Origin of the sequence: Helicobacter burdigaliensis, assembly GCF_003670295.1 — a bacterium.
GTDB classification, from domain to species: Bacteria; Campylobacterota; Campylobacteria; order Campylobacterales; family Helicobacteraceae; genus Helicobacter_D; species Helicobacter_D burdigaliensis.
Genome location: NZ_QXJG01000034.1, coordinates 1 through 11,454, shown reverse-complemented (window position 1 = coordinate 11,454; position 11,454 = coordinate 1). Strand labels below are relative to the sequence as shown.

Annotated in this window: 9 protein-coding genes and 1 pseudogene; 3 read left to right on the top strand and 7 right to left on the bottom strand. The window is 33.1% G+C overall.

The window, feature by feature from the left end:
- Nucleotides 1-169: 169 nt before the first annotated feature.
- Nucleotides 170-2,821, bottom strand: a complete 2,652-nt coding sequence (locus tag EBF09_RS08735) for a calcium-translocating P-type ATPase, PMCA-type (RefSeq protein WP_121764722.1) — start codon at nucleotides 2,819-2,821, stop codon at nucleotides 170-172.
- A gap of 303 nt (nucleotides 2,822-3,124) precedes the next feature.
- Complete coding sequence (locus EBF09_RS08730) at nucleotides 3,125-3,463, bottom strand: cupin domain-containing protein (RefSeq protein ID WP_121764721.1); 339 nt, start codon at nucleotides 3,461-3,463, stop codon at nucleotides 3,125-3,127.
- A gap of 194 nt (nucleotides 3,464-3,657) precedes the next feature.
- Here EBF09_RS08730 and EBF09_RS08725 point away from each other — a divergent pair, with 194 nt between their 5' ends.
- Nucleotides 3,658-5,034 carry a sodium-dependent transporter gene (locus tag EBF09_RS08725; protein ID WP_121764720.1) on the top strand — a complete coding sequence of 459 codons (1,377 nt, stop codon included), beginning with the start codon at nucleotides 3,658-3,660 and terminating at the stop codon, nucleotides 5,032-5,034.
- Nucleotides 5,035-5,068: 34 nt separating this feature from the next.
- On the opposite strand, the gene EBF09_RS08720 is transcribed toward EBF09_RS08725, so the two are convergent.
- The 3 genes and pseudogenes from EBF09_RS08720 to EBF09_RS08710 all read right to left on the bottom strand — a co-directional run bounded on the left by EBF09_RS08720 (nucleotide 5,069) and on the right by EBF09_RS08710 (nucleotide 8,095).
- On the bottom strand, nucleotides 5,069-5,587 hold the full coding sequence (locus tag EBF09_RS08720; RefSeq protein ID WP_121764719.1) for a hypothetical protein: 519 nt from the start codon (nucleotides 5,585-5,587) through the stop codon (nucleotides 5,069-5,071).
- Nucleotides 5,554-5,913: pseudogene (locus tag EBF09_RS09520) on the bottom strand (LPP20 family lipoprotein); the annotation flags it as partial. The gene EBF09_RS08720 and the pseudogene EBF09_RS09520, both read right to left, overlap by 34 nt.
- Nucleotides 5,914-6,172: 259 nt before the next feature.
- Nucleotides 6,173-8,095, bottom strand: a complete 1,923-nt coding sequence (locus tag EBF09_RS08710) for a motility associated factor glycosyltransferase family protein (protein ID WP_121764717.1) — start codon at nucleotides 8,093-8,095, stop codon at nucleotides 6,173-6,175.
- A 121-nt stretch (nucleotides 8,096-8,216) separates the two neighbouring features.
- On the opposite strand from EBF09_RS08710, the gene EBF09_RS08705 reads away from it, so the two are divergent.
- Both EBF09_RS08705 and EBF09_RS08700 read left to right on the top strand, forming a co-directional pair.
- On the top strand, nucleotides 8,217-9,146 hold the full coding sequence (locus EBF09_RS08705) for a ribose-phosphate pyrophosphokinase (RefSeq protein WP_121764716.1): 930 nt from the start codon (nucleotides 8,217-8,219) through the stop codon (nucleotides 9,144-9,146).
- On the top strand, nucleotides 9,118-9,693 hold the full coding sequence (locus EBF09_RS08700) for a peptidylprolyl isomerase (protein WP_121764715.1): 576 nt from the start codon (nucleotides 9,118-9,120) through the stop codon (nucleotides 9,691-9,693). The genes EBF09_RS08705 and EBF09_RS08700 overlap by 29 nt, the downstream gene beginning before the upstream one ends.
- Before the next feature lie 93 nt (nucleotides 9,694-9,786).
- Here EBF09_RS08700 and EBF09_RS08695 read toward each other — a convergent pair whose 3' ends face one another.
- Together EBF09_RS08695 and EBF09_RS08690 are read right to left on the bottom strand one after the other, a co-directional pair.
- Nucleotides 9,787-10,689 (bottom strand): AEC family transporter, encoded by a 903-nt coding sequence (locus tag EBF09_RS08695; RefSeq protein WP_121764714.1) that lies wholly within the window; start codon nucleotides 10,687-10,689, stop codon nucleotides 9,787-9,789.
- A 135-nt stretch (nucleotides 10,690-10,824) separates the two neighbouring features.
- Nucleotides 10,825-11,346 carry a hypothetical protein gene (locus EBF09_RS08690; protein WP_121764713.1) on the bottom strand — a complete coding sequence of 174 codons (522 nt, stop codon included), beginning with the start codon at nucleotides 11,344-11,346 and terminating at the stop codon, nucleotides 10,825-10,827.
- Nucleotides 11,347-11,454: the final 108 nt, after the last annotated feature.

The window sequence follows — 11,454 nt, the reverse complement described above, 5'->3', positions numbered from 1 at the left end:
ACAAATTCCCCCATTTGTTTTTTATTTGTTCTTAGAAAATATAAATATTAAATTATAAAAATTAATATTTTAAATTTTGGAATTTTATTATAAGTTTTTTTAAATTTTAATTTATTATTTTTTATTTATAGAAAATTTATTTTTATCCCCCATTAAAATACTTAAATCATCAATCATTCCACTTTAATACAAAACGATAGCAAAGACGCATAATCTCTCCTACCACTATCACAGAAAACCCAACAAGCACAATCTTTACCCACATTAAAAATTCTAGCGGATTTGTCTTAAATGCCTCTCCTCCAAACTGCACAATTAAAACCTGCAATGCAAATGTAACCACAAATGTAAGCAACATCAAATAATTTGCACCAAGATTTTTAAAAATGCTCTCATTATGCAATTCTCTTGCATTAAATGCGTTAAAAAGCACCATCACAACAAATAAAGTAAAAAGCACACTTCCCTTCTCTTCCTCACTAGCACCTAAAAAATTCCAAAAATACTGCACTAGACATACAAAAGAAATAAAAACACCACTCACAACAATAAGCCCAAGCATACTTTTAGTGATAATATTTGCATCACGTTTTGTAGGCTTGTATTTTAATAAATTTTTAGAAACTGGCTCTAAGCCCAAAGTAAGTGCGGGTGGCCCATCCATAATAAGATTCACCCATAAAAGTTGCAAAGCACTAAAAGGCGCACTAAAACCCATCACAACAGCAAATAAAACAATAATTACTGATGAGAGATTGACGGTTAGCTGAAACTGGATAAAACGCTGAAAATTTTGATAAATCCCCCTACCCCAAGTAATCGCCCTAATAATCGTGCTAAAGCTATCATCTAAAAGCACCACATCGCTTGCTTCTTTGGAAACTTCTGTCCCGCTAATCCCCATAGCTATGCCAACATCTGCATTTTTTAATGCAGGAGCATCATTAATACCATCTCCTGTTAGTGCGACGACATTGCCTTGCCTTTTTAGCTCTTTTACAATACGCATTTTGGTGCTAGGGGTGGAGCGAGCTACGATTTTCACTTGCCCTAAAATCTTAGAAAAATCCTCCTCACTCATCGCTTCAAGCTCACTTGCCTCTATGGCTATACCACCCTGCTCCAATAAATGCAGTTGTGTGCCTATTGCCTTAGCTGTTTCAAGATTATCCCCTGTTAGAATCTTTAGGCTAATTCCTGCTTCTTTTGCCTTACAAACTGCATCATATACATCTTCTCTTAAAGGATCAGCAATTGCCACAAAGCCATCAAAGATAAAATCTCTCTCTACTTCTTCTCTTATAAAACTAGCTTCTTGCAACTCTCTGTGTGCAAACGCTATCACCCTAAAGGCTTGTTTTTGAAAATAAGTGATTTCCTTTTTAATCTGTGAAACTAGCCCACAATCCATATCCGCACAAAGCTCTAAAATCTTCTCTGGAGAACCCTTAGTATAAGCAATAATGCTTTTATGCATCTTAGCAAGGGTTATCATATTTTTAGTTTGTGAAGAAAAAGGAAAAGAATGCAAAATCTCTGCATTCTCTCTTAAACTTCTATAATCACAGCCATATTTTTTAGCATGCACCAAAAGGGCGCATTCTGTGGGATTCCCTAAAAATAAAATTTTATCCCCTTTTTGTTCTAAATCTGCTGTGGAGTTTAACGCACAATTTTCTAAAATCAAAGACAAGGACTTTTCTTCTAAATCTTGTTTATTGTTTAATTCTATCTTTTTATTATGGATAAAAAAATGCTCCACACTCATTTGATTTTTAGTGAGTGTGCCAGTTTTGTCCGAACATATCACATTCACACAGCCAATTGTCTCACATGCAATAAGCTTTTTTACAAGTGCATTTTGCTTTGAGAGCTTAATCACATTGAGCGCTAAAGATACCGCAACAATCGTAGGTAACCCCTCTGGCACAGCTGCTACAATCAAAACCACACTAGAGATAAAAGCCTCACTCACTAACTCTAGTGCGACTTCCCCTCTTAAGATAAAAAATACCACTTGTAAAACAAATGCCAAACTTGCAGCAACCGCTCCAAAAATAGTGATTTTAGCACCCAATCTTTTTAACTTTTCTTGTAAGGGTGTGGTGTCTTTATAGCTTAAATTGAGCTCTTTTGCTACTTTACCAAACTCGCTCTCTAAGCCAACCGCCACACAAATTGCTTTAGCACTCCCTTGCGTAACAAAACAACCACTATAAAGCATATTTTCATAAGTATTGCTTATTTGTTTATTGTGAAGTTCCTCATCTTTTAGCACATGCATACTCTCTCCTGTTAGAGAGGATTCATCACTCATTAACTCTTTGGCTGAAATTATGCGACAATCACAAGGAATCTTATTCCCACTTTCTAAAAAAATAATATCCCCTGGTGCTAAATCTTCTTGAGCTACCATACTAATAGCCCCATTTCGCATAGTTTTAATCTTATTTCCCTCTGTCATTTTATGCAAAGCTTCAAAAGCTTTTTGACTTTTATTTTCCATAATAAGAGTAATGGCTATGGAGAGAAAAATCGCTATAAAAATTCCTAAGCATTCTAAAAAGTTTGCCTCTCCACCTGCAAAATATTCATAGCTATTAATACTAAGCGCTAAGATTCCAGCAATGACTAAAAGCAAAACCATAGGCTCTTTGAATGCTTCTAAGATTTGTGTATAAATGGATTTTGGTGGAGTGGATTCTATTTTATTCTTACCAAAAGTTTCTTGGTTAAGCAAGACTTGCTCAGCACTTAAGCCCTTTGTGGGATTTGTATTGTATTTTGTATAAAGTTCTTTTAATGTAGGTTGCGTATGCATCTAGCTCCTTTACTATAATGAAGCTAGTTTAAAAAAAGGGAATGCACTTCATATATAGCTTTTAAAGTTATATATGAGTCTCATAATTTAAGACAAAACCAGATGTTAGCAAGGCTTAAACATCAGTATGTTGGTTTGCCACGAGTATTCTCGCCTACTACTCCCTCATAAATTTCCAAGATTATACAATAATTTTTAAAAATTTACCTAAAATATTTTTTTAAAGCCTTATGAATACCACAAGCGCTATTCTCTACAATCTCCATAAATTTACTAAAAACTTTTTAAAATATTCCCAAAATCCTAAGGCTTTTTAAGCACAGCATTCACTCTTTTTGCACTATCATTTTTAGCAAGACTTAATCGCACAATAGAATCTTCTAAAGCTTGCAATGAATGCTCCACATTAGGTGCTAGACTTATCATACTAAGTGTATTAAGTGTATATTCTTCATCTACTTTAAAAATGATTTTTCCTTTTAAAACTTGCACATGGATGGCAAAAGGAGCTTTGTGCCTATCCATCACACTATTTTTTGCAAGTAAGATTTGAATCTCTTTGCTATTTTCACTTTCTACTAACACATTGATTTTCACTTGATTTTGAGCAAAATCTGCTTTACTCCAATCTGTAATTTTCATAAGTTTTCCTTTAGCTTTTTATTAAGATTTTACTCTAAAAGACATATATTTTTCTAAACATTTGTTAAAAAATAAGTGTAAAATATGCGTGTTTTAAAATATTTTCTTAGCACTTGCTTCTATTTTCTTAAATTTGTAAGTAAATTATTGTAATATACAAACTTCTTTTATTTTTAAAATCATAAGGAGTTTTTATGAGCAAAAGGCATGAATGGTCTAGCACCCTAACCTATCTTCTAACCACTGCAGGAGCTACGATAGGCTTTGGTGCGACTTGGCGTTTCCCTTATTTAGTAGGTGAAAATGGAGGGGGAGCGTATGTCTTAGTCTTTATTTTAGCAATGCTTTTAATCGGGATTCCTATGATTTTGGTTGAAAATGTTATCGGCAGACGCGCACATAAAAACTCACTCGATGCTTTTAGTCCCCACTATCAAAAAAAAGATTTTTCTAAGGCATGGAAGATTGTTGGGATTATGGGGCTTATTGGCTGTTTTGGGATTATTGCTTATTATATGGTATTAGGAGGTTGGGTTTTAACCTATATTTCAAGCATCATTCAAGGCATATTACCTTTAAATCACACATTAAGCGCACAGGAAACTAGGGAATTTTATATACAAAATATTGAATACAATCCTTTAATGGTAAGTGTTTATACTCTAGTTTTTGTGCTACTAAATTATATTGTTTTAAGAAAAGGTGTGAGCGATGGCATCGAAAAAGCTATGAAATTTTTAATGCCACTTTTGATTTTATGTCTTATTGCAATTGTGATTAGAAATTTAACTTTACCGGGTGCAAAAGAAGGAGTTTTATTCTATCTTACTCCTAATTTTAGCAAAATCAACTCCAAACTTTTCATCGATGTTTTAGGGCAAGTTTTCTTTGCTCTTTCACTTGGTTTTGGGGTGATGATAACCCTCTCTTCTTACCTTAGCAAAAGTGAAAACCTTATCAAAACTGCTGTTGGAACAGGTGTGCTAAACACTATCATCGCGCTTTTAGCAGGTTTTATGATTTTTCCTTCTCTTTTTAGCTTTGGTTTAGAGCGAGATTCTGGACCTAAACTCATTTTTGAAGTCTTACCTATTGTATTTTCTTCTATGCAATTTGGAAGTATTTTGGCAGTGAGCTTTTTTACTCTTTTAATTATTGCTGCTTTTACTACCTCTATTACTCTTTATGAAGTTCTAATTAGTGTTTTAAGCGAGAAGCTAAGGCTAAAAAGAGAATGGGCGGTTTTTTGGGTGCTTACCTTTACTTTTATTGCAGGAAATATCCCCTCAATCCTAGCTTATGGACCTCTAAGAGAAGTGCTAATTTTTGGCAAAAATATTTTTAATGCTTTTGATGTGATTTCTGGAAATATCTTTTTTGTGCTTACAGCTCTTGGTGCTTCTATCTTTGTGGGTTGGGTGCTTAATAAAGATGCAAAAATTGAATTACTAGAAGGAACAAACAACAAAATCTTAGTAGAAATATGGTTTTATTATGTTAAATACATTATTCCTATTGTCATCGCTATTATTTTTATCAATGGAGTTAAGAGTTCATTTTTTGACACATAATGTTTGTGTTAAAAACTCTTTAAAAATAAATTTATTAGAGCTGTTTATGCTCTATCTCTAAAATAAAATTACTTTGTAATTCTTTAAAATAAATGCGTTTCTTGCTTACTTCATAGAAAATTGTATTTTTACCCTTTTGAATACTTTGATAAAAGCCTTGCTCTAAATTTTTTCTACCCTCTCCTTTTAAAATCTCTTTCCCCTCTAAAATATCTTTAAAATTTAATTCACTCAATGCTTCATTTTTAAAAAATCTTCTTATAAAAACTTCTTTAGAGTAGCATTCTTTATTGATACAAACTCCCGTATTGCTCGCACTAAAACTAAGCAACACTTGTCCCATATTAAAAATTTCTAAAGTTGTTTTTGTAGGAGCTTTTCTTACAATTCCAATATCATTAAATTTAAATTCATTGATAGAAAAAAAAACTATTGCGCTAGAAGGTTGTTCTTGTTTTTGGGGATTCTTAGCACACCCAAAAACAAAAAAGATAATACCCCAAAAAATAAAGGGATAAATTAGAAGTTTTCGCCAGTTAAAATACGATACCATCTTTTTCCATCAAGTTTTAATTCCATACTTACTTGACATAAACCATCTTTATAAACTGTTTCAATAATTTCAGCATTTCTAATTACTGCCATTACTTTAGTTTTAACAGTTGAATTTTTAAGCATCATATCTCTTACTGTATCTTGAGCATTTACTCTAATACCATACATTTTTTCACCAATCTGCCTGTAAGCATCTACAATCGCTGCTCTTTTTGCTAAAGCTAAAGCTTGAGCGGGAGAAACAGTTGATTCTGGTGCTACACCCATACCCACTGCACTAATTTCAATAATGCTTGAGGGTGTAATCATAGGAGCATTTGGAATTACTATCTCATCTCCACCTACTTCTACTCCTTGTAATCCTGCTGGAGTATTAGAGTTTCTTCCCACAGAAGCATTTGTAAAACCTGCATTACCCACTGGACTTGCCACTGAAGTTTGTGTTGTAGTTGTAGCCTCTGCTGCAAATAAACTTGCACTAAGCAATGCACTTGCTAAAACCAATGAAACTGAAGTTTTTGTTGCCATTTCAATCCTTTTTTTGACATAAGATAAACATAACTAAGCAACTAGTGTTCCAACTTTAATTTTTTATAACTTCATTAAAATATTCCACCATTGCTTCAAAGCCATTATTATACAATTCTTGTGCTTTAATCCAAATATATTCAATATTATTATGGGGTAAATGCAAACTTGAAAGTGTCAAATGGTAAAGAAAATGACTTAAAGAACCTCCAAATAAAATTGCAACTAATGGATTTTGTTTAGAGATTTTAGCTATTTCATCAGAAATTTTATCTACTTGAATAAAAAGTTCTTTTTTAGTTTTTACTTCTTCTTTAAATAAATCTCCAATTCTATTTTTAAAAGCAATCACTTCAAAAAGATGGCTTTTGGGCTCTTTGGAATAAAAATCATTCATTTTAGGATCTTTAAAAAGAGATTTTAGATTTTTAATTTGTTGCTCTTTATCAATCTCTTTTAGCTCAAACTCATCAAAATGCGTAGGTCTAGCCCCTCTAATATATGCTCCATCGTTTAAATTTAAAATATTAAAAGGCTTTAAAGCACTAAAAGCCTCTTCTAAGCTTGTGCGTGAAAGCGAATAAAGCGCATCAGAATAAATATCCTCACTAAAATTCCCCCTTACTCTAAAAGCGTCCTTTGGAAGATCATTTTTCTCTTCTTTCCCATAATAAGAGTTTTTTGCATGCTTTGTAGCACCTTTTTTATATCCACAATCAAGCCCACACAATATCACATCACTCCCTAAATAACTAGCAAGTGCTGCTCCTGCATTTCCTACAAGCGGTGCACTAAATTGTATTTGAAATTTAGGAGCTTTAAAATTTGCAGCACTAGAACCTGCACGCTCAAAGCAATAAAATTCCTTTGCAAGCTCCTTTGCTTTTTTATCTAGCACACTCGCGCATATTAGTGGCACATCCCCTAAAGGTGCCTCTTTTAAGACATCTCCTAAATAATCATGGCGTTCAATTTCTACTTGAAAATCAGGAATAATACCTGCTTTTTTTAAAGGTTTTAAAGCAGTTCCACAGCTAAAAATAATCATTTTTTCTTGATTTTGCTTAATAAAGGGGAGTAAAAAATCTAAACTTGGGCCATTTGCAACCACACAAATAGGAGCATTGATTCTTTTTGGTTCAATAAGCATTTTAGAAATTTCCACACTAAGCTTATTTTTTATCCCCCTCATCTCATCTTCAAAACTTCCCCAACCCCTATAATTTTGTGAATGTAGCTCATGCACAAGCTCTCTTGCACTCGTATTTAGCGGAGTTTGATACAAGCTTAGCTCTAATCGCATTACAGAAGTACTAATTTTTCGCGTTAAAAAATAATGATATACATAGTCTTTTTTTATTAAGCTTTCTAAAAAAATATATCCTGCTCTATTTTGTGTTTTAGAAAAAAGAGTAGGATAATCCACAAAAAAGCAAGAAATCCTAAATAAATCCAAAGATTCTTCAAAAATCAAAAAGCTATGAAAACTCTCATAATTTTCATTTAAAACTTGCAAGAAAATTCCCCCGCCAAGCCCAAATAGATTAAGACTAGGTAAAAAGTCATTAGAAAGATGAAGAGATTCTACCCACCCATTATTCATACTAAAAGACAAAATCTCATTAACCCATTTTGAAGTAAAAGGAAACTCTTTTCCCATAAAAGAAGCACGCGAGCCAAAAATTCTCTTCCATTGCTGGTTTAAAAGTGGATTAAAACTACAATTTTCATGCACTAAAAGCATACTAGATTTACCCTCTTCATCTAATCCATAAAGAAAAGAATTATTTTTAAAATTTAGAATATTCACACCTTTTTTACCGATATAAAGCTGGTATTCTTTAGCTTCATTTTTGAGCGCTTCCAATAAATTTGGATAATCTTCTTGAAAAAAAGAAAGATTTTCTTGAAATCTTTTTTGACAAAAACTTTCAATCTCTTCACAAGTAGCGGTTTTTAAAAAATTTAAAATTCCCATTATTAGCCTTTTAGAAGGATAATTTTTTTAGAAGTTTAACACAAATTTGATATGTATTTTATTTTTTTCAAGTTTTAAAAGACTATAATTGAAGTTTTAATTTCAAAAACAAAGGCATTTAATGCAAGATATGAAAATTTTTACAGGAAGTGCTCATCCAGAATTTTCAAAAAAAGTAGCACAAAACTTAGATGTGGAGCTAACAGAAGCAGAAATATCACGCTTTAGCGATGGAGAGATTAGCGTAAGATTATGCGAAAGTGTAAGAGGAAAAGATGTATTTGTGATTCAACCTACCTGTGCTCCTGCAAATGACAACTTAATGGAACTTTTAATAATGTGTGATGCACTAAAAAGAAGCTCAGCTAATTCTACTAATGTGATTATGCCTTATTTTGGCTATGCAAGACAAGACAGAAAGGCTGCTCCGCGTGTGCCAATTAGTGCGAAGCTTGTAGCAGATATTTTACAAACTGCTGGGGTTAGTCGCCTCATTACTATGGATTTACACGCAGGACAAATTCAAGGATTTTTTAATATTCCTGTGGATAATCTTTATGGTTCTATTGTATTTAAAGAGCATATTTTAGAAAAAAAACTCAAAAACCCAATCGTTGCAAGCCCAGATATTGGCGGTGTAGCAAGAGCAAGATATTTTGCTAAACTTTTAGGCTTAGATATTGTTATTGTGGATAAAAGGCGTGAGAGGGCTAATGAATCTGAAGTAATGAATGTAATTGGAAGCGTTGAGGGCAGAGATGTTATTTTAATTGATGATATGATTGATACTGCAGGGACGATTGTAAAAGCAGCAGATGCTTTCAAAAATAAAGGAGCAACAAGCGTAATAGCTCTTGGCACACACGCTGTATTTAGTGGTCCAGCATATGAGCGTATTAGCAATAGCAATATTGATGAAGTGATTGTAACAGATACCATTCCATTAGCTCAAAAATGCGATAAAATTAAAGTTTTAAGTGTAGCACCCCTATTTGCAGAAGTTATAAGGAGGATTAATAAAAATGAAAGCGTTAATTCACTCTTTGCTTAAAATTACTTGCATTTTTGCTTTTCTTAGCACATTAGCTCTTGCAGAAGCTAAAGAAGCTAAGCCTATTCAAGCGGTACTTGAAACAACAGCAGGAAAAATCACTCTTACTTTATTTCCTGATGTTGCCCCAAAGGCTGTGGAAAATTTCGTAACCCACATTAATAATGGCTACTATAATGGCACTATTTTTCACCGCACCATTAGAAAATTTATGATTCAAGGGGGCGATCCAACTGGAACAGGAAGAGGTGGAGAATCTATCTGGGGAAAAGATTTTGAAGATGAGATTGTAAAGGGTTATGCTTTTGATAGAGCTGGAATTTTAGCTATGGCGAATGCAGGAGCCAATACAAATGGTAGTCAATTTTTTATAACAACCACAAGAACACCGCATTTAAATGGCTTACACACTATCTTTGGAGAGATTAGCAAAGATAAAGAAGAAGAAAGCTTTAAAACCTTAAGAAAGATAGAATATACACCCACCGATTCTAATGACAAGCCCTTAAAAGAGCAAAAGATTCTTAAAGCTTATATTATTCAATAAATTCTCTTCCCGCTTTAAGCGGGAAATCTCAATTACTTTTACATTCTTTTACTCTTTTAATTTAAGATTCTATATTTATCTATATTAAACAAATCAAGCAAAATAAAGCCAAATAGGGACAGATACAAAACTAACAAGTATTCCAAATGTTACAGAATTAAGAGCCAATTTTGCATTCAATCCTGCTTTATAAATAATAGCAGCTCCACTTACAAGCGGGGGCATTGCCACTTCAATAAGAGCTAATTTATGTAAATTTGAAAAATCCCCTACAAAAACTTTCACAAACATAAACAAAATAAAAGGTGCTAAAATCATTTTTGTTCCCAAAAGTAAAGTAGGCATTTTCCAATCTAAAATCCCTTTAAGATCTAGCTGAACTCCAATAGCAAATAAAGCCACAGGTGTTGCAGTTTGCGCTAGTGCTTTTAGAGGAGAAAAAAACTCATCAGGAATAGAAAAAGGCAACATTCTAAAAAAAGCACCGCAAAGAAGGGCTAAAAACAAAGGACTCTTAAAAAGCTTTTGAAAAACACTTTTAAAAGAAAAAGAAGTTTTACCACTCATACTAAGCACAATGGGTGCTAAAAAGGCAAAAGGAATTCCTGTAACAAATTGATCATAGATAATCACTAAATTTGCATAATCATTCCCTAAAGCTCCCTGCACAAAAGGAAAACCCAAATACAAAGTATTTCCAAGCGTTCCCATAAAACTTAGGGTAATTTTTGTGGCTCCATCAAGCTTTAAAACCCCACCAATAATCCACAAAACACCTCCTACAAAAAAGTTACTCACCAAAGAAACAAGACACAAAAGAAGAAAAGAAGAATCAATTTGTGCATGATAAGTTCCATTAAAAACTTGTGCAGGCAATGCAAAATTTATCAAAAAACCAAGCAAAATCCCACTATGCTTATTGCCAAGAAGGCGCATTTTGTTTGCCATAAAACCTATAAAAATAAATACAAAAATATTATACATTGCTAAAAGCATTCATTTCTCCAATGAAGATTTTGGCAAATACTACTAAAAACTTTATCAAAAATAAATTAAATCTATTAATTTTTATTCTTTATAAAAATTTTATAAAAGCCAAAAAACTTCTAAATATATTCAGCTTTTAATCCACTAATACCTATGGAAACGCTCAAATTGTTTTTTAAAAACAGGATAAAAATCTTCTAAGGCATGACAAAGCCTTTTTACAATCCTTGTGATAGAGCCTTTTGCAATGAGTAAATCCCGCATAGAATTATACAAATCATGTGCCGCAAAAAGACTAAAGAGCAATCTTTGATCCTTTTCGCTCAAATCCTCATAACTATGCCCTAAATTTAAAAGATTATCCACATAAATCAAAACCATTCTATTTTCAAGCAAACTTGAAAAATTTTTAAAAATATTAATGATGCGTCCATAATATTCTTGATCCATCTCATCAAACTTTTCTCTAATATAAGAAGGGCAAGCAATTACACCTACATTAGGAATAGAACCTTTGGTACTTTGTAACTCAGAAATTACAAGCTTAATAAGCTCTTCATTAAAACCAAGCTTTCTAAAATCATTTGGCTCTAAGTGCTTTTCTTTAAAAAATTCAAACTCCTTAATAAGATCAATTACTTTAAATTTTTTCTTTTCTGGTAGCATTTATCCCTCCCTGATGCTAGTTAATAGTAAAGGGGGGGGGGGGGGGGGGGGGGGGGGGGGGGGGGGGGGGGGGGGGGGGGGGGGGGGGGGGGGGGGGGGGGGGGGGGG

What these genes read in the sequence shown, in the direction of transcription:
- EBF09_RS08695 (WP_121764714.1), bottom strand. Translation starts at nt 10,689, where the DNA reads ATGCTTTTAGCAATGTATAATATTTTTGTATTTATTTTTATAGGTTTT.
- EBF09_RS08735 (WP_121764722.1), bottom strand. Translation starts at nt 2,821, where the DNA reads ATGCATACGCAACCTACATTAAAAGAACTTTATACAAAATACAATACA.
- EBF09_RS08720 (WP_121764719.1), bottom strand. Translation starts at nt 5,587, where the DNA reads ATGGTATCGTATTTTAACTGGCGAAAACTTCTAATTTATCCCTTTATT.
- EBF09_RS08710 (WP_121764717.1), bottom strand. Translation starts at nt 8,095, where the DNA reads ATGGGAATTTTAAATTTTTTAAAAACCGCTACTTGTGAAGAGATTGAA.
- EBF09_RS08700 (WP_121764715.1), top strand. Translation starts at nt 9,118, where the DNA reads ATGAAAGCGTTAATTCACTCTTTGCTTAAAATTACTTGCATTTTTGCT.
- EBF09_RS08730 (WP_121764721.1), bottom strand. Translation starts at nt 3,463, where the DNA reads ATGAAAATTACAGATTGGAGTAAAGCAGATTTTGCTCAAAATCAAGTG.
- EBF09_RS08690 (WP_121764713.1), bottom strand. Translation starts at nt 11,346, where the DNA reads ATGCTACCAGAAAAGAAAAAATTTAAAGTAATTGATCTTATTAAGGAG.
- EBF09_RS08725 (WP_121764720.1), top strand. Translation starts at nt 3,658, where the DNA reads ATGAGCAAAAGGCATGAATGGTCTAGCACCCTAACCTATCTTCTAACC.
- EBF09_RS08705 (WP_121764716.1), top strand. Translation starts at nt 8,217, where the DNA reads ATGCAAGATATGAAAATTTTTACAGGAAGTGCTCATCCAGAATTTTCA.